Annotated in this window: 19 protein-coding genes; 13 read left to right on the top strand and 6 right to left on the bottom strand. The window is 74.0% G+C overall.

The genetic code is table 11. The annotated features are described in order from the left end of the window. Nucleotides 1–7 precede the first annotated feature (7 nt). The 12 genes from ACZ7JA_RS13990 (at nucleotide 8) to ACZ7JA_RS13935 (ending at nucleotide 15,119) form a co-directional block, all read left to right on the top strand. On the top strand, nucleotides 8–1,006 hold the full coding sequence (locus tag ACZ7JA_RS13990) for a sugar phosphate isomerase/epimerase family protein (protein ID WP_389297539.1): 999 nt from the start codon (nucleotides 8–10) through the stop codon (nucleotides 1,004–1,006). Nucleotides 1,007–1,099: 93 nt separating this feature from the next. Next, on the top strand, nucleotides 1,100–3,586 hold the full coding sequence (locus tag ACZ7JA_RS13985) for a PQQ-dependent sugar dehydrogenase (protein ID WP_470808196.1): 2,487 nt from the start codon (nucleotides 1,100–1,102) through the stop codon (nucleotides 3,584–3,586). A gap of 16 nt (nucleotides 3,587–3,602) precedes the next feature. Then, a complete protein-coding gene (locus ACZ7JA_RS13980; protein WP_351669762.1) occupies nucleotides 3,603–4,937 on the top strand; it encodes a ThuA domain-containing protein in 1,335 nt (444 codons plus the stop codon). Nucleotides 4,938–5,027: 90 nt separating this feature from the next. Then, nucleotides 5,028–6,152 (top strand): inositol-3-phosphate synthase, encoded by a 1,125-nt coding sequence (locus ACZ7JA_RS13975; RefSeq protein WP_470808193.1) that lies wholly within the window; start codon nucleotides 5,028–5,030, stop codon nucleotides 6,150–6,152. Nucleotides 6,153–6,253: 101 nt separating this feature from the next. After that, on the top strand, nucleotides 6,254–7,222 hold the full coding sequence (locus ACZ7JA_RS13970) for an SCO3242 family prenyltransferase (RefSeq protein WP_470808544.1): 969 nt from the start codon (nucleotides 6,254–6,256) through the stop codon (nucleotides 7,220–7,222). Further along, nucleotides 7,219–8,184 (top strand): sugar phosphate isomerase/epimerase family protein, encoded by a 966-nt coding sequence (locus tag ACZ7JA_RS13965; RefSeq protein WP_470808191.1) that lies wholly within the window; start codon nucleotides 7,219–7,221, stop codon nucleotides 8,182–8,184. Before ACZ7JA_RS13970 ends, ACZ7JA_RS13965 begins: the two co-directional genes overlap by 4 nt. Then, a complete protein-coding gene (locus tag ACZ7JA_RS13960; RefSeq protein WP_389447647.1) occupies nucleotides 8,181–8,816 on the top strand; it encodes an EboA domain-containing protein in 636 nt (211 codons plus the stop codon). The genes ACZ7JA_RS13965 and ACZ7JA_RS13960 overlap by 4 nt, the downstream gene beginning before the upstream one ends. Beyond that, entirely contained in the window at nucleotides 8,816–9,664 is an 849-nt protein-coding gene (locus ACZ7JA_RS13955; protein ID WP_351669750.1) for a TatD family hydrolase, read from the top strand. Before ACZ7JA_RS13960 ends, ACZ7JA_RS13955 begins: the two co-directional genes overlap by 1 nt. A gap of 4 nt (nucleotides 9,665–9,668) precedes the next feature. Next, entirely contained in the window at nucleotides 9,669–10,838 is a 1,170-nt protein-coding gene (eboE, locus tag ACZ7JA_RS13950; RefSeq protein ID WP_470808188.1) for a metabolite traffic protein EboE, read from the top strand. Beyond that, nucleotides 10,835–12,238, top strand: coding sequence for an alkaline phosphatase family protein (locus ACZ7JA_RS13945; protein WP_389297554.1), 1,404 nt, complete (start codon nucleotides 10,835–10,837; stop codon nucleotides 12,236–12,238). The genes eboE and ACZ7JA_RS13945 overlap by 4 nt, the downstream gene beginning before the upstream one ends. A 12-nt stretch (nucleotides 12,239–12,250) precedes the next feature. After that, nucleotides 12,251–13,393, top strand: a complete 1,143-nt coding sequence (locus tag ACZ7JA_RS13940) for a sugar phosphate isomerase/epimerase family protein (protein ID WP_351669741.1) — start codon at nucleotides 12,251–12,253, stop codon at nucleotides 13,391–13,393. 154 nt (nucleotides 13,394–13,547) lie between these two features. Then, a complete protein-coding gene (locus tag ACZ7JA_RS13935; protein WP_470808185.1) occupies nucleotides 13,548–15,119 on the top strand; it encodes a hypothetical protein in 1,572 nt (523 codons plus the stop codon). A 43-nt stretch (nucleotides 15,120–15,162) separates the two neighbouring features. Here ACZ7JA_RS13935 and ACZ7JA_RS13930 read toward each other — a convergent pair whose 3' ends face one another. The 3 genes from ACZ7JA_RS13930 to ACZ7JA_RS13920 all read right to left on the bottom strand — a co-directional run bounded on the left by ACZ7JA_RS13930 (nucleotide 15,163) and on the right by ACZ7JA_RS13920 (nucleotide 18,523). Then, entirely contained in the window at nucleotides 15,163–16,290 is a 1,128-nt protein-coding gene (locus ACZ7JA_RS13930; protein ID WP_351669735.1) for a hypothetical protein, read from the bottom strand. A gap of 331 nt (nucleotides 16,291–16,621) precedes the next feature. Next, nucleotides 16,622–17,470, bottom strand: coding sequence for an alpha/beta fold hydrolase (locus ACZ7JA_RS13925; protein WP_470808184.1), 849 nt, complete (start codon nucleotides 17,468–17,470; stop codon nucleotides 16,622–16,624). A gap of 81 nt (nucleotides 17,471–17,551) precedes the next feature. After that, entirely contained in the window at nucleotides 17,552–18,523 is a 972-nt protein-coding gene (locus ACZ7JA_RS13920; RefSeq protein WP_470808183.1) for a LysR family transcriptional regulator, read from the bottom strand. 185 nt (nucleotides 18,524–18,708) lie between these two features. On the opposite strand from ACZ7JA_RS13920, the gene snpA reads away from it, so the two are divergent. Continuing rightward, nucleotides 18,709–19,392 (top strand): snapalysin, encoded by a 684-nt coding sequence (snpA, locus tag ACZ7JA_RS13915; RefSeq protein WP_351669727.1) that lies wholly within the window; start codon nucleotides 18,709–18,711, stop codon nucleotides 19,390–19,392. Nucleotides 19,393–19,664: 272 nt separating this feature from the next. Here snpA and ACZ7JA_RS13910 read toward each other — a convergent pair whose 3' ends face one another. Genes ACZ7JA_RS13910 through ACZ7JA_RS13900 form a run of 3 tightly spaced genes read right to left on the bottom strand, consistent with a single transcriptional unit; the run spans nucleotide 19,665 to nucleotide 23,184 of the window. Then, nucleotides 19,665–20,483: an enoyl-CoA hydratase/isomerase family protein gene (locus tag ACZ7JA_RS13910; RefSeq protein WP_389297563.1), complete on the bottom strand. Its 819-nt coding sequence runs from the start codon at nucleotides 20,481–20,483 to the stop codon at nucleotides 19,665–19,667. Further along, the gene (locus ACZ7JA_RS13905) at nucleotides 20,480–21,769 is read right to left on the bottom strand and encodes a cytochrome P450 (protein WP_470808542.1); all 1,290 of its coding nucleotides are present in this window, start codon (nucleotides 21,767–21,769) and stop codon (nucleotides 20,480–20,482) included. Before ACZ7JA_RS13905 ends, ACZ7JA_RS13910 begins: the two co-directional genes overlap by 4 nt. A gap of 56 nt (nucleotides 21,770–21,825) precedes the next feature. Next, nucleotides 21,826–23,184 carry a cytochrome P450 family protein gene (locus tag ACZ7JA_RS13900; protein WP_470808182.1) on the bottom strand — a complete coding sequence of 453 codons (1,359 nt, stop codon included), beginning with the start codon at nucleotides 23,182–23,184 and terminating at the stop codon, nucleotides 21,826–21,828. Between the last annotated feature and the right edge of the window lie 5 nt (nucleotides 23,185–23,189).

Here is a 23,189-nt window from a genome sequence, read left to right as displayed (position 1 = left end):
CCCGCCCATGCCGCGCCCGTTCACCCTGTTCACCGGCCAGTGGGCCGACCTGCCCCTGGAGGAGGTCTGCCGGCTCGCCCGCGACTTCGGCTACGACGGCCTCGAACTCGCATGCTGGGGCGATCACTTCGAGGTGGACAAGGCCCTGTCCGACCCCGCCTACCTCGCCTCCCGCCACCAGCTCCTCGACAAGTACGGCCTGAAGTGCTGGGCCGTCTCCAACCACCTCGTCGGCCAGGCCGTCTGCGACGCCATCATCGACGAGCGCCACCGGGCCATCCTGCCCGCCGGGGTGTGGGGCGACGGGGACCCCGAGGGGGTGCGGCGGCGGGCGGCCGACCGGATGCGCGACACCGCCCGCGCCGCGGCCGCCTTCGGGGTCGACACCGTCATCGGCTTCACGGGCTCCGCCATCTGGCACCTCGTCGCGATGTTCCCGCCCGCCCCCGAGTCGATGATCGAACGGGGCTACGAGGACTTCGCGGACCGCTGGAACCCGATCCTCGACGTCTTCGACGCCGAGGGCGTGCGGTTCGCCCACGAGGTCCACCCGAGCGAGATCGCCTACGACTACTGGACCACCCAGCGCGCACTGGAGGCGATCGGCCACCGCCCCGCCTTCGGACTGAACTTCGACCCCTCCCACTTCGTCTGGCAGGACCTCGACCCGGTCGGCTTCCTGTGGGACTTCCGCGACCGCATCTACCACGTGGACTGCAAGGAGGCCCGCAAGCGGCTCGACGGCCGCAACGGCCGGCTCGGCTCCCACCTGCCCTGGGGCGACCCGCGCCGCGGCTGGGACTTCGTGTCCGCCGGGCACGGCGACGTGCCCTGGGAGGACGTCTTCCGCATGCTGCGCTCCATCGACTACCGGGGCCCCGTCTCCGTCGAATGGGAGGACGCCGGCATGGACCGGCTGCAGGGCGCCCCCGAGGCCCTGGCCCGCCTCAGGGCCCACGACTTCGAGCCGCCGTCGGCCTCCTTCGACGCGGCCTTCTCCAACTGACCGGCATGTAGTGGTCAGTCCGCAACTCCGGGATGACGGCGCATCCCGGCGCTCGCACCCGCCCGTACAACCAGCCCCTTCTGGAGGCATTTCGTGCACGGGAACGATCGCACCAACCGCACCGGAACCCACAGAACACGTCTGCGCAAGGCGGTCGCGCTGCTGAGCGGCGCCCTGCTCGCCGGCGCCACCCTGACCCTGACCGCCCCCCAGGCCGGCGCAGCCGTCACCGGCCAGGACACCACCGCGGCGGCCGAGGACTTCCAGCAGGTCACCCTCGCCAAGGGCGAGGCCGAGGTCGGCGAGCCGATGTCGCTCGCCGTCCTCCCCGACCGCTCGGTCCTGCACACCTCCCGCGACGGCGAGCTCCGCCTCACCGACGCGGCCGGCAACACCAGCGTCGCCGGCAAGCTCGACGTGTACTCCCACGACGAGGAGGGCCTGCAAGGCGTCGGCGTGGACCCCGACTTCGCGGACAACCGCTTCATCTACCTCTACTACGCACCCCCGTTGAACACCCCGGCGGGCGACGCTCCCGAGACCGGGACCGCGGCCGACTTCGCGCCCTTCGACGGCGTCAACCGCCTCTCCCGCTTCGTGCTGAAGAGCGACGGCACCCTCGACAAGACCAGCGAGAAGCAGATCCTCGACGTCAAGACCACCCGCGGCCTGTGCTGCCACGTCGGCGGTGACATCGACTTCGACGCGGCCGGCAACCTCTACCTGTCGACCGGCGACGACTCCAACCCCTTCCAGTCCGACGGCTACAGCCCCCTGGACGAGCGCGCCGACCGCAACCCCGGCTTCGACGCCCAGCGCACCGCCGGCAACACCAACGACCTGCGCGGCAAGATCCTGCGCATCAAGGTCAACGCCGACGGCTCCTACTCCATCCCCGAGGGCAACCTCTTCGCGCCCGGCACGGACAGGACGCGGCCCGAGATCTACGCGATGGGCTTCCGCAACCCGTTCCGGTTCAGCGTCGACAAGAAGACCGGCATCCTCTACGTCGGCGACTACGGCCCGGACGCGGGCGCCGCCGACCCGGGCCGCGGCCCCGCCGGCCAGGTCGAGTTCGCCCGCGTCACCAAGCCCGGCAACTTCGGCTGGCCGTACTGCACCGGCGCCAACGACCCGTACGTCGACTACGACTTCGGGACGAAGACCTCCGGCGCCACGTTCGACTGCTCGGCGCCGAGGAACGACTCGCCGCACAACACCGGTCTGACCGACCTGCCCCCGGCCCAGCCGGCCTGGATCCCGTACGACGGCCCGTCCGTCCCGGAGTTCGGCACCGGCTCCGAGTCCCCGATGGGCGGACCGGTCTACCACTACGACCCCGCGCTCGACTCGCCCGTGAAGTTCCCCGAGGCCTACGACGGCGACTTCTTCGCCGGTGAGTTCGGCCGCCGCTGGATCAAGCGCATCACCAGCGACGCCGACGGCAAGGTCCAGTCGATCAACGACGTCCCCTGGAGCGGCACCCAGGTGATGGACATGGCCTTCGGCCCCGACGGCGCCCTCTACGTGCTCGACTACGGCACCTCCTGGTTCGGCGGCGACGACAACTCCGGCCTGTTCCGCATCGAGAACGCCACCGACGGGCACTCCCCGGTGGCCCAGGCCGCGGCCGACCGCACCTCGGGGCAGGCGCCGCTGAAGGTGGCCTTCACCTCGGCCGGCTCCAGCGACCAGGACGGCGACGCGCTCACCTACAGCTGGGACTTCGGCGACGGGTCGACCTCGACCGCGGCCGACCCGACCCACAAGTACAAGAAGAACGGCACCTACACGGCCACGGTGACCGCCGAGGACACCACCGGCCGCACCGGCAGCGCGAGCGTCCGGGTCGTCGTCGGCAACACCGCGCCCACGGTCACCCTGGAACTCCCCAAGGACGGGCAGCTGTTCGGCTTCGGTGACGCGGTGCCGTTCAAGGTGAAGGTCACCGACCCCGAGGACGGCAAGGCGGTCGACTGCTCCAAGGTCACCGTCAACTTCATCCTCGGCCACGACACCCATGGCCACCCGCTGACCTCCGTCCAGGGCTGCTCCGGCACCATCCAGACCAGCGCCGACGGCGGACACGACGAGGACGCCAACATCTTCGGTGTCCTCGACGCCCAGTACACCGACGGCGGAGGCGGCGGCCAGGAAGCCCTCACCACCCACGCCCGCAGCGTCCTGCAGCCCCGCCACCGCCAGGCCGAGCACTTCGGCGACAGCTCCGGCGTGTCGGTCGTGGCCCACGACACCGCGCACGGCGGCAAGGCCGTCGGCGACATCGGCAACGGCGACTGGATCGCCTTCACCCCGTACGTCCTGAGCGACGCCACCAAGATCACCGCGCGGGTCGCCTCCGCCGGCGCCGGCGGCACCCTCGAGGTCCGCGCCGGATCGGCCACCGGCACCCTGCTCGGCAAGGCCACCGTCCCCGTCACCGGCGGCTGGGACGCCTACCAGGACGTCAGCGCCGCGCTGTCCCGCGCACCCCGCGGCAGCACCACGCTCTACCTGGTCTTCAAGGGCGGCAGCGGCGCCCTGTTCGACGTCGACGACTTCACCTTCACCACCGGCTGAGAGGAGGACACGAACCATGCGACCAGCAGGCAGGATCACCACCGCGGCGCTCGGCGCCGCCCTGCTCCTCGGCTGCGTGACCGCACCCGCCGTGTCGGACCCGGCGCACCCCAAGCGCGTCCTGGTCTTCTCCAAGACGGCAGGCTTCCGGCACGACTCGATCCCCGCGGGCGTCACGGCCGTCCAGCAGCTCGGCGAGGCGAACGGCTTCACCGTCGACGCCACCGAGGACGCCGGCGCCTTCACCGGCAAGAACCTGAGCCGCTACGACGCCGTGGTCTTCATGTCGACCACCGGCGACGTCCTCGACGCCGCCCAGCAGGAGGCGTTCGAGGGGTACATCCGGCACGGCGGAGGCTATGTCGGCGTACACGCCGCCGCCGACACCGAGTACGACTGGGCCTTCTACGGCGGCCTCGCCGGCGCCTGGTTCCAGAACCACCCGGCGATCCAGCCCGCCACCGTGAACGTCGAGGACCGTGCCCACCCGGCCACGGCGCACCTCGGGCGGACCTGGGAGCGCACCGACGAGTGGTACAACTACCGCTCCAATCCCCGCGAGCGGGCGCATGTCCTCGCCTCGCTCGACGAGGCCTCGTACTCCGGCGGGACCATGGCGGGGGACCACCCCATCGCCTGGTGCCAGGAGTACCAGGGCGGCCGCGCCTTCTACACCGGGGGCGGCCACACGAAGGAGTCGTACGCCGACCCGGCGTTCCGCGCCCACCTGCTGGGCGGTCTGCGGTACGCCATCGGCGACGTGCGGGCGGACTGCCGCCCGGAGAACGGATACAGCCGGCTCTTCGACGGCACCTCCGCCTCCCTGGCCGGATGGAAGCAGGCCGGCCCCGGCTCCTTCACCCTCTCCGCCGACGGCACGCTCACCTCGACCGGCGGGATGGGCCTGCTCTGGTACGCCGGCAGGAGCTTCGGTTCCTACTCGCTGAAGCTCGACTGGAAGGTGGCCGGCGACGACAACTCCGGCGTCTTCGTGGGCTTCCCGCCCTCGGACGACCCGTGGTCCGCCGTGGACAACGGCTACGAGATCCAGATCGACGCCACCGACGTGCCCGAGAAGACCACGGGGTCCGTCTACGGCTTCAAGTCCGCCGACCTGAAGAAGCGCGACCGCGCGCTGAACCCGCCGGGGGAGTGGAACACGTACGAGATCCGGGTCCAGGGCGAACGCCTGCGGATCTGGCTCAACGGCGTGAAGATCAACGATTTCACCAACACCGACCCGGCCCGGAGCCTCACCGACGGACACATCGGCCTGCAGAACCACGGGGCGGGCGACCAGGTGTCCTTCCGTGACGTCCGGATCAAGGAAATGCCCGGCAAGGGCCACTGAACGGCGGCGGGCGGGAGACGCCGGACTCCCGCCCGCCGTCACCTTCCCTCCCCCCTCGGGGAGTTCACGCCCTGGACAAGGAGGCTGCTCATGTCCGCGTCCCTCTCCCGTCCCCCTCGCACCGGCGTCTGGCTCGTCGGGGCCCGTGGCTCGGTCGCCACCACCGTCGTCGCCGGATGCGCCGCCGTGACGGCCGGGCTGCGCCCGTCCACCGGCCTGGTAACCGAGACGCCCGCCTTCGCCGGCAGCGGCCTGCCCGCGCTGTCGTCCCTCGTCTTCGGCGGCCACGACACCACGGACTGCCCGCTGCCCAAGCGTGCCGAGGAACTGGCCGCCGGCGGCGTCCTGCCGCCTGGACTGCCCCCCGCCGTCGAGGCCGAACTCGACGCGACCGAACGGGAGATCAGGCCCGGCGGCCCGCTGCCCGGCGACACCCGGGACCAGGACGGGCTGATCGCCGCGTTCGCCGCCGACATCCAGGACTTCGTACGACGCCACGGGCTGGCCCGCGCGGTCGTCGTGAACGTCGCCTCCACGGAACCGGTCCCCGCCGGTCCGCACCTGCCGCCCAGCTCCCTGTACGCGGCGGCCGCCCTGCGCGCCGGCTGTCCCTACGTCAACTTCACGCCGTCGGCGGGCCTGCACCACCCGTCCCTCGCGGCGCTCGCCGCGTCGGACACGGTGCCGTACGCGGGCCGGGACGGCAAGACCGGCCAGACCCTGCTGCGGTCGGTCCTCGGCCCCATGTTCGCCCAGCGGGCGCTGCACGTCCGGGCCTGGTCCGGCACCAACCTGCTCGGCGGCGGCGACGGCGCCTCGCTGGCCGACCCGGCCGCCGCCGCGGCCAAGAACGCGGGCAAGGAACGCGTCCTCACCGACACCCTGGGCGGCGCGCCCGAGGGCGAGGTCCACATCGACGACGTGCCGGCGCTCGGCGACTGGAAGACCGCCTGGGACCACATCGCCTTCGACGGCTTCCTCGGCACCCGCATGGTCCTGCAGACGATCTGGCAGGGCTGCGACTCGGCCCTCGCCGCCCCCCTCGTCCTGGACCTGGCCCGCCTCACGGCCCGCGCCCACGAACGCGGCCTGACCGGCCCGCTCGCCGAACTGGCCTTCTTCTTCAAGGATCCGGTCGGCGACGCCCCGGCGGCCCTGGCGGAGCAGTACGCGGAACTGGTGCGGTTCGCCGCGCGGCTGGGGGAGGGGGAGTGATCCGGTCGGCTGGATCGGCCGCGGCACCGGGACCGCGGACGCCGTCCGCCACGTGGGCCCGCTCGGCCGCGGGACCGGACCTTCTCACCGCCGCCGCGGGTCTGCGGGCCGGGGACGGATCGGGGGTCGGACGCACCCGAGCGGTCGCGTCCGGCGGAGCCGGCGCGGCCGGCCCGGTCGCGGCGCCGGGGGAGCGCGCCCGCACCACACCACCCTCCGCCCGGCTGCGGGCCTGGGCCGAACTGCTGCGGCTGCCCGCGCTGTTCACCGTCCCGGGGGACGCGCTCGCCGGAGTGGCCGCCGCCGGCGCCGGGCGGCCCGGTCGGCGCGCGCTGCTCGCCGTCGGCTGCTCGCTGTGCCTGTACGAGGCCGGGATGGCGCTCAACGACTGGGCGGACCGAGCCGAGGACGCCGCCGAGCGCCCGCACCGGCCCCTCCCGTCGGGCCGGATCCGTCCCGCCGCCGCCCTCACCGCCGCCTGCGCGCTCACGGCCGCCGGCCTCGCGCTGGCCGCCCGCGCCGGCCGCCCCGCGCTGACGGTCGCCGTACCGCTCGCGGCCGCCGTCTGGTCGTACGACCTCGGCCTGAAGCGCACGCCCGCCGGCCCGGCCGCGATGGGCGCCGCCCGCGGCCTCGACCTGCTGCTCGGGGCCGCGGCCGCCCGCGGACGCGTCCGCCCCGCACTGGTCCCGGCCGCACTGCTCGGCACCCACACCCTCGCCGTCACCGCCGTCTCCCGCCAGGAGACCCGCACCGGCTCCCCGCTCACCCCGCTCGCCGCCCTGACCACCACGGCACTGCTGGCCCGGGCACTGCCACCGCGCCCGCCCAGCCTCCTCGGCGCCGCCCTCGCCGCCGGTTACGCCGCGACCGCCGCCCGCCCCTACCTGCACGCCGCGCTCAACCCCTCGCCGCAGCTCACCCAGCGGGCCGTGGGCGCCGGCATCCGCGCCACCATCCCGCTGCAGGCCGCCCTCGCCGCCCGCGCCGGAGCCACCGCTACCGCCCTCGCCACGGCGGCCCTCGGCCCGCTGGCCCGCCGGTTCGCGAGGCGGGTGAGCGTCACATGACGCCCGGGCGACCGAACCGCCGGCGCGCATCCCAGCCGCCCGGCCGACCGGAGGGCACGTCCCGCGCGACCCCGCGGTCCTCGGCCCTCCGCTTCGGCTACGGCACCAACGGCCTCACCGACCTGCGGCTCGACGACGCCCTCGTCCTCCTGGCCGACCTCGGCTACGACGGCGTCGGGCTGACCCTCGACCACATGCACCTCGACCCGATCGCCCCCGGCCTCGCCGACCGCACCCGGCGGGTCGCCCGCCGCCTCGCCGCACTGGGGCTCACGGTCACCGTGGAGACCGGCGCGCGCTACGTCCTCGACCCGCGCCGCAAGCACGGCCCCTCGCTCCTCGACCCGGACCCGCGGGCCCGTGAGCGGCGCGTGGACCTGCTGCTGCGCGCGGTGCGGGTGGCGGCCGACCTCGGCGCGCACGCGGTGCACTGCTTCAGCGGAATCGTTCCGCCAGGCAGTGACCGCGCCACGGCCTGGCCCCGGCTCGCAGCCGCCCTCGCACCCGTCGTGGACGCGGCCACCGCCGCCGGCGTGCCGCTGGCCGTCGAGCCCGAGCCCGGCCACCTGCTGGCCACCCTCGCCGACTTCCATCGGCTGCGCGGTCTGCTCGGCGACCCGCCCGCCCTCGGCCTCACCCTGGACATCGGCCACTGCCAGTGCCTGGAGCCCCTGCCGCCCGAGGACTGCGTGCGCGCCGCCGCGCCCTGGCTGCGGCACGTCCAGATCGAGGACATGCGGCGCCGGGTCCACGAGCACCTGCCGTTCGGCGAGGGAGAGATCGACTTCCCGCCCGTCCTCGCCGCCCTCGAATCGACCGGATACCGCGGACTGACGGTCGTGGAACTGCCCCGCCACTCCCACGCCGGGCCCCGGTACGCGGAGGAGTCCCTCCGGTTCCTGCGCGCCGCGGCCACCGGGGGCCCGGGCGCCGCGGCCGTGCCGGAAGGGAGCACCGCATGAACACCTCACCCGTCGCGGACACCGGCCCCGAGGCTCTGCGCGACCACCTCGAGACGCAGCTCGATCCGGACGCCCGCGCCTGGTTCCACCGGGCCGTGGAGGAGGCCGCCGCCCATCCGGGCGGGCGGGGGCCGATCTCCGTGTGGGAGCTGCGCCTCGCGGAAGCCGGCCGCCGCTGCGGCGCGCGGCACGCCGACGCCGTCCGCGTCCTCATCCTGCACGCCGCGCGCGCCGACGCGGCCGTCCTCAGCCGCGTCTACCACCAGGGCACCGCCGCCGAGCGACGGGCCGTGCTGCACGCCCTGCCCCATCTCGTCCCCGGCCCCGACGCCCTGCCGCTGGTCGAGGACGCCCTGCGCACCAACGACACCCGCCTGGTGGCCGCCGCCCTCGGCCCCTACGGGGCCCGCCACCTCGAACCCCACGCCTGGCGGCACGCAGTCCTCAAGTGCCTGTTCACCGGCGTCCCCGTCGACCTGATCGCCGGCCTCGCCGAACGGGCCCGCGGCGACGCCGAACTCGCCCGCATGCTGGCCGACTTCGCGGCCGAGCGCACCGCCGCCGGCCGGCCCGTCCCCCACGGCCTCCACCACGTCCTGACCCTGGCCGCGCAGCCCCGCGAGGAGTCCTGATGCGCCTGTTCGACCCCCACATCCACATGACCTCCCGCACCACCGACGACTACGAGGCCATGCGCGCCGCGGGCGTCCGCGCCGTCGTCGAGCCCGCGTTCTGGCTCGGCCAGCCCCGCACCTCGCCCGCCTCCTTCCTCGACTACTTCGACTCGCTGCTCGGCTGGGAGCCGTTCCGCGCCGCCCAGTACGGCATCGCCCACCACTGCACGCTCGCCCTCAACCCCAAGGAGGCGAACGACCCCCGCTGCCTGCCCGTCCTGGACGAACTGCCCCGCTACCTCGTCAAGGACCATGTGGTCGCCGTCGGCGAGATCGGCTACGACTCCATGACCCCGGCCGAGGACAAGGCCCTGGCCGCGCAGCTCCAACTGGCCGCCGAGCACGGCCTGCCCGCCCTGGTGCACACCCCGCACCGCGACAAGCTCGCCGGGCTGCGCCGCACCCTCGACGCCGTCCGCGAGTCCGCCCTCCCCATGGACCGGGTCCTGGTCGACCACCTCAACGAGACGACCGTGGAGGAGGCCAAGGACAGCGGCTGCTGGCTCGGCTTCTCGGTCTACCCCGACACCAAGATGGACGAGCACCGGATGGTGGCCGTCCTGCGGGCGTACGGCCCTGAGCGGGTCCTGGTGAACTCCGCCGCAGACTGGGGCAGGAGCGACCCGCTGAAGACCCGCCGGGTCGCCGACGTGATGCTCGCCGAGGGCTTCACCGAGGACGACGTCGACCTGGTGCTGTGGCGCAACCCCGTCGCCTTCTACGGCCTCAGCGGCCGCCTCGACCTGGAGACCGGTCCGCCCGAGGCGACCCACGAGGGCAACTCCCTGCTGCGCGGCGGGGAGTGACGCGATGCGGCTGCGCCACCCCGACGGCTCCACCGTCCACCTCGCCTACTGCACCAACGTCCACCCCGCCGAGACCCTCGACGGCGTCCTCGCCCAGCTCCGCGACCACTGCGAGCCCGTGCGCCGCAGCCTCGGCCGCGACCGCCTCGGCATCGGCCTCTGGCTCGCCCGCGACGCCGCCCGCACCCTGGACGGCGACCCCTCCGCCCTGCGCACCCTGCGCCGCGAACTTCGGCGGCGCGGCCTGGAGGTCGTCACCCTCAACGGCTTCCCGTACGAGGGGTTCGGCGCCGCCGAGGTCAAGTACCGGGTGTACCGGCCCGACTGGGCCGACCCGGAGCGCCTGGCGTACACCACCGCCCTGGCCCGGATCCTCGCCGCGCTGCTGCCCGACGACGTGACCGAGGGCAGCATCTCCACCCTGCCGCTCGGCTGGCGCACCGCCTGGACCGCCGACCGGGCCCGCGCCGGCCACCAGGCCCTGCTGGCCCTCGCCGAGCGGCTGGACGCCCTGGCCGAGCTGACCGGCCGGTCCATCCGGGTCGGCCTGGAACCCGAGCCCGGCTGCACCGTCGAGACCACCGGGGACGCCCTCGCCCCGCTCACCGCCGTGGGCCACCAGCGCATCGGCGTCTGCGTGGACACCTGCCACCTCGCGACCTCCTTCGAGGAGCCGCGGACCGCGCTGGACGCCCTCGCCGCCGCCGGCGTACCCGTCGTCAAGTCCCAGCTCTCCGCCGCCCTGCACGCCGAACACCCCGGCCGGCCGGAGGTCCGCACCGCCCTCGCCGCCTTCGCCGAGCCCCGCTTCCTGCACCAGACCCGCACCGTCACCGAGACCGGGACGCACGGCACCGACGACCTCCCCGAGGCCCTCGGCGGCGGCGCCCTGCCCTCCGGCGCCCCCTGGCGCGCCCACTTCCACGTCCCCCTGCACGCGGCCCCGGCGGCACCCCTCACCGCCACCCTCCCCGTGCTCAGGACCGCCCTCGGCCGGCTGGTGGGCGGCCCCCGCCCGCTCACCCGGCACCTGGAGGTCGAGACCTACACCTGGCAGGCGCTCCCGCCGGAGCTGCGGCCCCACGCCCGCGACCGGCTCACCGACGGCATCGCCGCCGAACTCGCCCTCGCCCGCGACCTGCTGACCGGCCTCGGCCTGAAGGAGCTGCCATGACCGCGACCGGCCGGCCCACCCCGCTGCTCGTCCTCGACGTCGTCGGCCTCACCCCGAAACTGCTCCGCCACATGCCGCACCTCGAGGCCCTCGCCACGGCCGGCACCCGGTCCCACCTGGGCACCGTCCTGCCCGCCGTCACCTGTGCCGCGCAGTCCACCTTCCTCACCGGGGCCACGCCCGCCGAGCACGGGATCGTCGGCAACGGCTGGTACTTCCGCGAACTCGGCGACGTCCTGCTGTGGCGCCAGCACAACGGCCTGGTCGCCGGGGACAAACTGTGGGACGCCGCCCGCCGCGCCCACCCCGGATACACCGTCGCCAACATCTGCTGGTGGTACGCGATGGGCGCCGACACCGACATCACCGTCACCCCGCGCCCCGTCTACTACGCCGACGGCCGCAAGGAGCCCGACTGCTACACCCGGCCGCCCGCCCTGCACGCCGAACTCACCCGGAAGTTCGGCACGTTCCCGCTCTTCCGGTTCTGGGGACCCGGCGCGGACCTGGCGTCCAGCCGGTGGATCATCGACGCCACCCGGCACGTCATCCGCACCCGGCGACCAGACCTGACGCTCTGCTACCTCCCGCACCTGGACTACGACCTGCAGCGCTACGGCCCCGACGACCCCCGCGCCCTGCGGGCGGCCGCCGACCTCGACGCGGCCGTGGCCCCGCTGCTGGACGACGCCCGGGCGGAGGGCCGTACGGTCGTCGCCCTGTCCGAGTACGGCATCACCCCGGTCAGCCGGCCCGTCGACGTCAACCGGGCCCTGCGCCGCGCCGGTCTGCTGGAGGTGCACACCCAGGACGGCATGGAGTACCTCGACCCGATGGCGTCCCGCGCCTTCGCCGTCGCCGACCACCAGATCGCCCACGTCTACGTCCGCCGCCCCGAGGACCTCGCCGCCGCCCGGGCCGCGCTCGACGGACTCCCCGGCATCGCCGAACTCCTCGACGACGAGGGCAAGAAGGCCCACCACCTGGACCATCCGCGCGCCGGCGAACTCGTCGCCGTCGCCGAACCGGACTCCTGGTTCACCTACTACTACTGGCTGGACGACGACCGCGCGCCCGACTTCGCGCGGCTGGTCGAGATCCACCGCAAGCCCGGCTACGACCCGGTCGAGCTGTTCATGGACCCGCTCGACCCCTACGTGAAGCTCAGGGCCGCATCCGCCCTCGCCCGCAAGAAACTCGGGCTGCGCTACCGCATGGCGGTCGTCCCCCTGGACCCCTCACCCATCCGCGGCAGCCACGGCCGGCTGCCCACGAGCGACGACGACGGTCCGCTCCTCCTGTGCTCCACCCCCCGCGCCGCCGGCGACCGCATCGCGGCCACCGACGTGAAGTCACTCCTGCTCGAACTCGCCGGCCTCGGCACCGGCGACCCGTCCTGAGGGAAGGCACCCGTGAACAACACCCATGACACCGACGACCAGTTGCGCCGCAGCCTCGGCATCGGCCGCCGCGGCTTCCTGAGCACCTGCAGCGCCGTCGCGGCGGGCGCGATCGCCGCGCCCGTCCTCGGCGCGGCCCCGGTGCACGCCGCCCCCCAGGCGGCGGCCGCCACCGGCGAGGGCCGCACGCTGGTGCCGGCGGACAAGCGCGGCATCATCCTCTACACCGTGCGCGACGCGATCGGCCGCGACCCGCTGACCACCACCCTCCCGTCCGGGTTCCGCGCCGTGTTCGAGCAGCTGGCCCGGTTCGGCTACCGCCAGGTCGAGTTCGCCGGCTACGGCCAGCACGCGAACGCACCCGGCGGCGCGAACCTGGAGTCCGTCGAGGGCGCCCGGCTGCTGCGCCGCTGGCTGGACGACAACGGACTGCGCGCCCAGGGCAACCACGGCTTCATCCCGGGCTCCTGGCCGCTGAGCAGCGCCGACCTGGACACCTTCAAGAAGCACCTGGAGATCGCCAACATCCTCGGCATGGCCCACGTGGGCACCGGCGGCGACCCCACCAGCAGTGCCTACAAGGCCGACTGGGACGCCGCCGCCGACAAGTGGCACGCCCTCGGCGCCCTCGCCCGCCGGGAGGGACTCAAGCTGTACACCCACAACCACGACGCGGCGTACGGCTTCCTGCTCGACGGCGGACCGCTGGACGCCCAGGGCCGCCCCACCCGCAGCTCCGGCGTCCGCAAGCTGGAGTACTTCCTTTCCATCACCGACCCCAAGCTGGTCTGGCTGGAGATGGACATCTTCTGGGCGCATGTCGCCCAGTACAAGTTCCGTACCTACACCGCCCACGACGGCTCGACACAGACCGACATCTTCGACCCGGCCGGCCTGGTCGAACGCAACGACAAGCGCTACCCCCTGTTCCACGCCAAGGACGGCGTCGTCAACAACACCAACGGGATGGGCTACGACATGGTCCCGTTCGGCACCGGCGTCATCGACTACACGACGTTCTTCTCCCGCGTGGGCCACCGCAACTACCACAACCCGATGGTCGAGCAGGACAACGCCCCGAGCGGCACCGACCCGGGCCAGTCCCTGCAGCACGCCGCGATCGGCTACCGCAACCTGGCCGCCCTGCGCCGCTAGCGGCGGGCCGCGGGGAGGGGCCGTGCCGTACCCCGGCACGGCCCCTCCCCGCCCGCGGCGGCCACCGCCTTGGACGGCCTCTGTCGGGTCCGCGCCGGCGGCCCTACACTGCCCATCCGCAGACATGCGGGGACAGTTGACGGGGGGAGCCGCCATGTCCGGAGATCCGTACGGCCCGGGACCGGGATTCGCCGTGCCGCCCATGCCCCAGGCGCCGCCGCCCGCACCGCCGGACGGTCTGCGGGCGGCCGCCGTCGCGCTGCTCAACCTGAGCGGTCTCGGCCTCGGATACGCGCTGGTCCGCAGATGGCTGCCGATGGCCGCCTGCTGGATGGCGACCGCGGTCCTGCTGTTCGTCGCCCTGCCCGCCGACGCGGACGGCGTCCCGGGAACCGCCCTCGTCCTCTACGGCGTACTGCTGGTGCTCGCGGCCGCGCACGGTGCGGTCGTCGGACTGCGCACCCGGCTCACCGGACCGGCCGGCGCGCCCCTCGCCCTGCTGCTCGCCGTGCTGCTGCTCGCCGTCCCGGCCGGCGGCGCCCTCTGGTACCGGGACGCGCGGGACGAGGCCGTGCAACAGGCGCTCCTGGACCGTCTCGAACGGGCCGACCACCTGGTGGAGGCCGCCGGCCGGCAGCCCTTCGCCACCGCACGGTCCGACTACCGCACCGCCCTGGGCGTCTACCGCGACCTCGCCGTCGGCCACCCCGGCTCCCGCGCGGCCGGCCAGGTCCCCGACCGCATGCGGACCTACTACACGACGGTCGGCGCGCCCTACGGCCGCCACGACTACTGCGCGGCCGTGGAGCCGCTCACCTACCTGCGCACGGTGCCCGGCACCATGCCGAAGCGGCAGCTCGGCTCACTGGCCCGGTGGCCTGACGAGCGCCTCGCCACCTCGCTGTACGAGTGCGGCGCGGCAGGCCTGACGGACGATGCGGCGGACTGGGTCGCGCGCTTCGGCGACCTGCTGACCACCTTCCCGCGGTCCGCACCGGCGGCCAGAGTGGCGCCCGCGGTCGACGCGGCGGTGCGGAAGGCCGAGAAGGACGTCCGCGGTGACGAACCCTGCGCGGCCGTCGAGCGGTTGGACAGCCTGCACAGCCGGATCACCGACCTGGCACGGAGCGCGGACGGCGCCGCGGGAACGGCGGACGACCTCACCGGGAGCGCGGGCCGGGCGAGCCGCAGCGGGAAGGCGGGGCAGTACTCCTGCGGCGTCGACCAGTTCGAGGACGGCGACTTCGAAGCGGCGCAGAAGACCATGGAGGGTTACGCCGGGGACGAGCACGGCGGGAACCGCGAGCGCGCCAAGAAGATAGCCATCGGCGCCGAGGTGGCCCGAACGCTCCCGGCCGCCGGGAAGAAGCTGCCCACCACCGCCTCCGGCGGCGGCATCTCCGTCACGGTCAAGAACGACAGCCCCGACGACGTCACCGTCCTGTACACGGGACCCGTCACCGGCAGCTTCACCCTGAAGGGCTGCGGCGGCTGCAAGGCGTACTCGCTCACCGACACCCTCCTGACCGGTTTCAAGCCGTGTGACGACAGCGGCCGGCACTACCCGCAGCGCACGCTCAGCCTGCCGGTCGGCACCACGTACTTCGTGCACAAGCCGCACGGCGACAGCACCGCCACGCCCGCCTCCGACACCGCCAGACTGCGGCCCGGGTACATCTACACGGAATGCGCCTACACGACCCGGACCCTGGGGTCCAGCTACTGACCGCGCCACGCGGGCCGGGCGCTCCCGCGCCCGGCCGGTGCCGTCAGCGCCGCCGGGCGGCCCTGCGGCGGACCGCCACGACGGCGCCGGCGCCGAGGACCACGACCCCGGCCGCCGCGCCCGCCAGCGGCAGGGCGGGCCCGGAGCCGGTGCCCGGCAGCCCGCCGCCCGTCGTGGAGCCGGCGCCGGTGGCGTCGAGCACGATGTCCGCGGTGTCGTTCGCCTTGTTGACGTCGAACGGCCGCGGCTGCCCGGCGAGCGCCACCGAACCCCTCGCCCCCGGGACCGCCTTGTCGATCCGCAGCCTGAACCGGTAGGTCCCGCCGCCGCCCTCGTCGATCCACGCCTGGGCGGTGCCGCACTCGTACGTGCCCGACCCCAGGCTCTTGCAGAATCCGTCGGTCTTGGTGACCGAGGTTCCGGCGGGCATCCTCAGGCGGATCCGGGTCGCCCCGGCGCCGATCTCCCGCAGCACCCAGCCCGGCCCGGCGTTGGTGAACTTCACCACCAGCGGCACCGTGTCACCGGCCCGGCCCTTCAGCCGGGCACCGCTCACCCGGAAGTCGGCCGTGTTCCTCGCGGTCACCTTCACGGTCGCCGCGCTCCGGCCGGAGGCCTGGGCGCCGCCCGCGGCCGGGGTCTCGGCGGGCCGTTCCACCAGCTTCAGCGCGGGCCCGGTGCCCCGCACCGGCTCGGACGCGCCGTCGCCCGGACCGGTCTCGATGCTGTCGACCGTCACCCGCAGCTCGTCGTAGAGGGCGCGGCCGAGCGCCTTCAGGGCCAGCGGACGCTCGGGGGCGTAGACGACGCCCGGCCTGACCGTCCGGTCGAACTCGCAGGAGACCACCGAACGGCTCGGCTCCTCGTCGAAGTCCGTGATCTCGTAACGGGAGCAGTTGGAGGGCACCTCGGTGTGGGCGAGCCCGCGGGTGACGGAGTACGACATCCAGACCTTGTCGAGCGCGGCGGTGCCCGTGTTCGTGAAGGAGGTGGGCACCGTGAAGCCGCTGCCGGGCCGCAGCCCGTGGATCGGTGCGATCCTCCCGAGGACCAGGGAGGGCTCCGGGTCCGCGGCGCCGGCGGGGGCGGCGCCGAGGGCGAGGAGGGCGACGGCTCCGACGGCGCCGGCGGTACGGCGCGGCACACGGGAGCCGGTGAGCGTGGGGGGCATGAAGTCCTCATGGGTGGAGCGGCTGTTGCGGACAGGTGAACCTGGTGGGAACGCGCGTTCCCACCAGGGGAGACCGTCACGACCCCCCGGGGGTTGCACGCGCGACCGGATCGGACACGCCCGCCGGGCCCTCTCAGGCGCTGGCCCGCCGGGCGGCTCACGGCCTGGCCGCGCGGCTCTCCTCGCGTCTGGCCCGCGGTGGGGTCTTCACGTGCTGGCCCGTCGGGGCGGTTCACGGCCTGGCTGCGCGGCTCTCCTTGTGTTCGGCTCGCGGTGGGGCCTCACGCCCTGGCCTCCCGGCTCTCCTCGCGTCCGGCTTGCGCGGGCGCCCTCACGCCCTGGCCCGCCCGGCCAGCCACTCCAGCGCGTCCTCGGCTCCGGTCAGCACTGAGATGTGGCCGTCGGCGGGACGCGGCTGGAGTTCGGCGGACGGGCAGTGGCTCGCCAGCCACTGCCCGTGGGCGAAGGGGACGACCCGGTCCTGCCCGCCGTGCAGGATCAGCACCGGAGCGGTGACCGACGCCGGATCGCAGCCCCACGGACGGACGTAGGCCAGATCGTCGTCGACGAGCCCGCCGGGACCGGCGGCGACGGCGGGCCGGACGACCTTGTCGAACCAGGACCAGTCGCCGGCGAGGGCCGCGTGGTCGGCCGGGGTGAACATCTCAGGGTCGTACCCCGCCTCCGCCTCGTGCCGTTCCTTGGCCGCGCGGCCCGCCGCGGCCGCGGTGAGCGAGGCGCGGCAGGACGGGGCCATCCCCGCGAACCAGTCGAGCCCCCCGGCGCCGAACGGGGCCGGCCCCGACACGGCGACCACCCCGAGCACCCGCTCGCGCAGCACCGCGGCGCAGGCCAGGGCGTGCGAGGCGCCGCCGGAGTGGCCCATGACCGCGAACCGGCCGAGGCCGAGCGCGTCGGCGACCCGGCGGGCGTCGCCGGCGGCCGAGGCGACGGTACGGCCGGGGACCGGGGACGAGCCGCCGTAGCCGGGCCGGTCGTACGACACCCAGCGGATCCCGAGCCGGGCGGACGCGGCGAAGAGCGGCTCGGGCGGCAGGCCCACGTTGGGCGTGCCGTGCTGCCACAGGACGGGGAGATCGCCGGTGCCGGTGTCGTAGACGTGCAGCCTGCGGCCGTCGGGCGACTCCACGGTGCGCTCGCCGACTCGGACGTTCTGCATGGTGCGGTTCCTCCGGTGGGGAAGCGGACGGGGACACTGCCTGGCGTGCTGACCCCGCGGCCGCCCGGAAGTCATCGCTCCTTAGGCGCCCACCGCCCGCAGCGCCGGTGCGGTCCGCCCGGCGCCCCGGCGTGCCAGCCACTCCTGGTACGCCGGCGCCTGCCGGGCCGCCTCCCAGTAGGCCTCCTCCAATTCCGCGACCCCGAGGTTCAGTTCGTCCGCGGTGCGGGCCGCGAGCAGCAGCCGCACTCCTATCGGATCGCCCTGGAGGGGCCGGATGACGAGGTCGGAGCGGGGCGGGAGCGCGGTCGGCTGGCTGACCGTGACCACCTCGCCGATGGCGGCGAGGAAGTAGGCCGTGAGGTAGTCGCCGTGCAGCAGGTCGGGCTCGATCCCGGCGGCGCGCAGCACCCGGCACACCCCGTCCCACTCGCCGTCGACCGTGGCGTCCACCATCCAGCGGTCCTGCGCCAGGTCCGCGAGACGTACCTCCCGCCTGCCCGCCGCGGGATGGTCCGCGGCCAGGGTGACGAACTGGGGCTCGCGCTCCACCAGGACCCGCAGGCACAGCCCGTCCGGAACGCGCAGCGGGCTCCCCTCGACCTCGTGCACGAACGCCAGGTCGAGCCTGCCCTCGGCGACCTGCCGCAGCAGGGCGCTCGCGGACACGTCCATCTGCAGGCTGGGCTCGACGGCCGGAACGCGGGCGCGCAGCCGGCTGAGCCAGCCCGGGAGCGCCCGGCTGGCCGTGGCGCCGATGCGCAGCCGGGGACCGCCGGCCGCGCGGGCGGCCGCGGCCCGGGTCTCGGTCACGAGCGCGGTGAGTTCGGCGACCAGCGGCCGGGCGCGGCTCACCACGATGTGCCCCAGCGGCGTGGGACGGCTGCCCGTGCGGTCCCGGGTGAAGAGCCGGCCGCCCAGCAGCCGCTCGATCCGGCGCAGCTGGGTGCTCAACGAGGGCTGGGCCATGCCCAGTTCCCGAGCCGCCTTGTGCAGGCTGCCGGCGTCGGCGATGGCGCACAGCACGCGTAAGTGCCTCACCTCGAGCTCCATGCGCGGAGCGTAAGGGCAGCGTCTGTTGGGGCGCCAGATGTTCAAACGCCAACGGAACAGCAGGAGTCGCCCTGATAGCCGTGCGCTATCCCCAGTTGCCATCATCCGCTCGGCCACCGGGCTGTCCCAGACTCTTGGGCGACCGATCGTTCACCACCCCACACGAACGAGTAGGAGCCCCCCACATGACGTCCATCCGTACGTCCTCCACGTCCGCCAAGACCTCCAGGAGACTGCTGGCGGTCGGCCTGGGCGTGACCCTCGCGGCCCTGGGCGGCGCGATCCCGGCGAGCGCCCACACCACCGGCTCCCCGGCCGCCGTCCGGGCCGGCTACACCGGCTCGGCCGACGAGGCGGCGAACAACAAGGCGTTCTTCCAGGCCGTGCTCGACTCGGTCGCCAGGAAGCAGGCCGCGCACCCGAACCTGCAGTCGGTGACCGTGTACTACAACGCCTCCCAGGCGCCGACCTTCCGCTCCCAGATATCGAGCGCCGCCTCGATCTGGAACAGCTCCGTGAGCAACGTCAAGCTGGCGTCCACCACGGGCAGCGCCGACTTCTCGTACTACGAGGGCAACGACTCCCGCGGCTCGTACGCCTCCACCAACGGCCACGGCAGCGGCTACATCTTCCTCGACTACGCGCAGAACCGGCAGTACGACTCGATCCGCGTCGCCGCCCACGAGACCGGTCACGTGCTGGGGCTGCCGGACCACTACAGCGGCCCGTGCAGCGAGCTGATGTCGGGCGGCGGACCCGGCACGTCCTGCACCAACCGCTACCCCAACTCCACCGAGCGGGCGCGCGTCAACCAGCTGTGGGCCAACGGTCTCGCCAAGGCCCTCGACAAGCTGAACAAGGTGGGCTGACACCCCGGAGCTCTCCGCCCCCTGCCGGAAGCGGGCCGTGCCACCGGCGGCACGGCCCGCTTCGCCGTGTCGCCGCTTCCCGGGGCCGGTGAGTGCTAGGCCGTGTCCGCAAAGTCGCGTCTGCGTCACGGCGCCCGGCACGCACTCTCGCCGCACCGGCCGAAAGCCCGAGTACACCCAGTACGAGGGCATCCGGCCGGCACGACGAGAGCACGCACCGGACGCCGCGACGCCCGCCCTGCGGGCGAACGACGCGACTTTGCGGACACGACCTAGGCGGTCTCCTCCGCCCGCCGCGGGCGCGGCCGGTTGAGCTCGGCGGTCAGCAGGTGCGCGTCGAGCAGCGCCACGTCGGCGGTGCGGGCGGCCCGCGAGTGGCCCGCGAGCATGCGCTTGGTGAGGGTGACGGCCTCAGGGGAGCGCCGGACGAGCGGCCGCACCCACGCCTGGACGGCGGCGTCCAGTCCGTCCGGCGGTGTGACCTTGTGCAGCAGGCCGAGCCGGTGTGCGGTGGCCGCGTCGAACACGTCGCAGGTGAGCATGAGTTCACGGATGCGCGCGGCGCCGCCCTCCACGACGAGCCGGCCCATCGCGCCGCCCCAGGCCGGCGGGAGTCCGACGCCGATCTCGGGCATGCGGAACCGGCAGGTGTCGGCGCCCGCCCGCAGGTCGCAGAACGAGGCGAGCGCGAGACCGGCGCCGATGACCCGGCCGTGCAGCCGGGCGATGGTGACGGCGTGGGTGTTCTCCAGGGCCTCGCAGACCCGGTGGGCCTTGTCCGCGATCCGGCGCATCACGGCCCCGGTGGGGTCCTCCTCCAGGGCGGCCTGGTACTCGGTGCGGTCGGCGCCCAGACAGAAGTCGTCGCCGGCGGCCGACAGCACCAGCACCCGGACGTCGGGGCGGTCGTGCAGGCCGTGCAGCAGGTCGGCGAGGTCGTCGAGGGCGGCGACGGTCAGCGTGCTGTCCCGCCCCGAGGGGTTGAGCCGGACCCGCAGCACCGGCCCGTCCTGCTCGGCGTCCAGCGCCTTGCCGTGGAACACGGCGGTGGGGGAGGGGGCTGCGGGGGAGGGGGAGATGATCTCGGTCATGAGAGGGCGACGTCCAGGTTCAGCAGCCGCCGGAAGGCCACACGCGGCGCCCACGACGGCCGGCGTACGAGGGTCAGGCCCGGGAAGCGCCTGACCAGTTGGTGGAGCAGGGTCTGGGCCTCGAGCCGGGCCAGCGGCGCGCCGAGGCAGTAGTGGATGCCGCCGCTGAAGGACAGGTGGCCCGGCTTGCGGTGCAGGTTGAACAGCTCGGGGTCGGCGTGCCGGGCCGGGTCGCGGTTGGCCGCGCCCACCATGAGGTGGACCATGTCGTCCTCGCGCACCTCGGTGCCGCCGAGCACGCAGTCCCGGGAGGCGACGCGGCTGATGACGTGGGTGGGAGGGTCGTAGCGCAGCGACTCCTCGACGGCCGCGGGGACGAGGTCGGGACTCACGGTGAGCCGGTCCCACTGACGTGGGTGCTCCAGCAGCAGCAGGACCGTCGTCGACAGCAGCGTGGACGTGGTCTCCAGCGCGGCCAGCAGGAAGAACAGGGCCAGATGGTAGACGGCCTCGTCGGCCTTGTCGCGGTCGCTCTCCACGCCGTCCCACACCGCGATCCAGCGGGACACGGGGTCGTCGCCGCGACGCGCCCGCCGGTCCTGGACCAGCGCCGTGAAGTACTCGCGCAGCTCGGCCGTGGCCGCGTCGGACAAGGCCAACTGGCTGGCCGAGGGCAGCAGTTCCTGGGTGAAGACCTGGTCGTGGGTCAGCTCGCGCAGCCGGGGGAAGTCGGCGGCCGGCAGCCCCAGCCAGTGGCCGATGGTGGCCACCGGCAGCTCCTCGCTCACCAGGGCGTTGAAGTCCGCCTCGCCGTCGCGCAGCCGCTCGGCGAGGGTGTCGAGGAGCCCGCCGGTTATTCGCTCGACCGTGCCGCGCAACTCCTCGAGGGTGGAGCGGTCGAACATGCCGGCCGACCGGCGCACCCATGTGTGGTCCGGGGGGTTGAGCGCGGGCAGCGTCCTGCTCATCTCCCGTGAGGAGGGCGCCGTCCAGCGTGTTCCGTCACCCTGCTGCTCCCGCCAGCGGCTGTCCGGTTCCAGCCACTCGCGGGAGCGCAGGACCTGGTCGCAGAGATCGAATCCGGTGACCAGATGACCGCCCCACGGGGCCGCGACCACTCCGCCCCCCGCCCGGAGCTCCGCGTAGATCGGGAAGGGGTTCGCCTGGCCTTTCGCCGTGCGCAGCCGGGAGAAGAGAGAGACGGCGAAGCGTCTGTCTGCGGGCGGAGTTGTCGCGATCTCCACGACGGTCCCTTCTTGATCGTCGGCATCGGGCGCGCCATGCATACCCAACCGGTGGCTGATACATACAAGGTGACTATGCGCGGCGCGAGTTGCCTACGTCACTCTCCCCTGGTCCATGCGAGGAACCGGCTGAACAGACCGGGCCTCCCCTTGGGCGCGGCCGGCGCCACCGGGTGCGGCGACGGGCTCACGACCGGGCGGGCGGTGCCGGCGGCCGGCTGGGGTTGCGGCTTCTGCGCGGGCGACACGCTGCGGGGGGTGAACCGGACCGGCAGGTTCACCAGGGAACGGCTCCAGGGCGCCGGCACCCAGTTCAGGTCCTTGAAGGGGACCCGCACCTCGACGTCGGGCAGCCGGTTGAGCAGCGACTCCACGGCGGTGACCGCGATCACGAACGCCGGGTCCTTGGCCGGGCAGGCGTGCGGCCCCGCACCGAAGGCCAGATGGGCCTTGGCGCTGAGCTGTTCGCGGTGCTCGGCCAGCCGGGGGTCGGTGTTGGCCGCGGCGAAGGAGATGAGCACCGGGTCGTTGGCCCGGACCGTCCGGGCGCCCAACTCCACGTCGTGGGTGGGGTAGTGGGCGGCGTAGTTGGCGATCGGCGCATAGTTCCACAGCACCTGGGTGACGGCGTCCTCGACGGGCAGGCCGGCCTGCCAGTCCTCGCCGAGGATCAGCGCGCAGGCGCTGCCTATGGTCGCCGACAGCGGAGCGGTGCCGCCGGAGAGCAGGGTCACCAGCTGGTGCAGCACCTCCTCGTCGGTGAGCTGGGCGGAGTGCTCCATCAGACGGGTCGTCAGGTCGCCTCCGGGGCGGCGGCGCTTCAGCGCGATCAGCTCGCCGAGCGCCTCGCCGAGCACCTGGTCCGCGCCCGGCGTGCCGTCGAAGATGCCGCTGATGCCCGCGATGACACGGTCGCCGATCTCGGGCGGGCACCCGAACAGGTCGCTGAACACCAGCAGCGGCAGCGGCTGGGCGTACTCGGCCATCAGTTCGGCCTGCCCGAGCCGGTCGGAGCTGAACTGGCTGATCAGGTAGTCGGCCGACTGCTGGGTCTGCCGCACGAGCTGCATCTCGTTGACGCCGGCCAGACTGTCGGTGACCGCCTGGCGCAGCCGGGCGTGCGCCGCCCCGTCGCTGAAGAGCGCGTTGGGCCGGTACCCCATCATCGGCAGGGCCGGGCTGTCCGCGGGCACACGCCCCTCGTTCAGCGCCCGCCAGCGCCGCGAGTCGCGGACGAACGAGGCCGGGTTCTGCAGGATGTACAGGGCGGCGTCGTAGCTGGTGACCAGCTCGACCTCGACTCCCGGGGCGATGTCCACCGGTGCGCTCGGGCCGAGGCGGCGCAGCTGTTCGTAGTGGGCGTCCGGATCGGAGCCGAACTCGGGCCCGTAGAGCGGGACGTTGCCGTGCGCGGGGCAGCCGGGCGGGGGCCCCTGGATGCCGGGAGGCTGCTGCATGTGGG

This window comes from Streptomyces sp. NPDC038135 (genome assembly GCF_055601245.1).
Note: the sequence above shows the minus strand (reverse complement) of the source record. Positions and strands in the feature narration are given on the sequence as shown.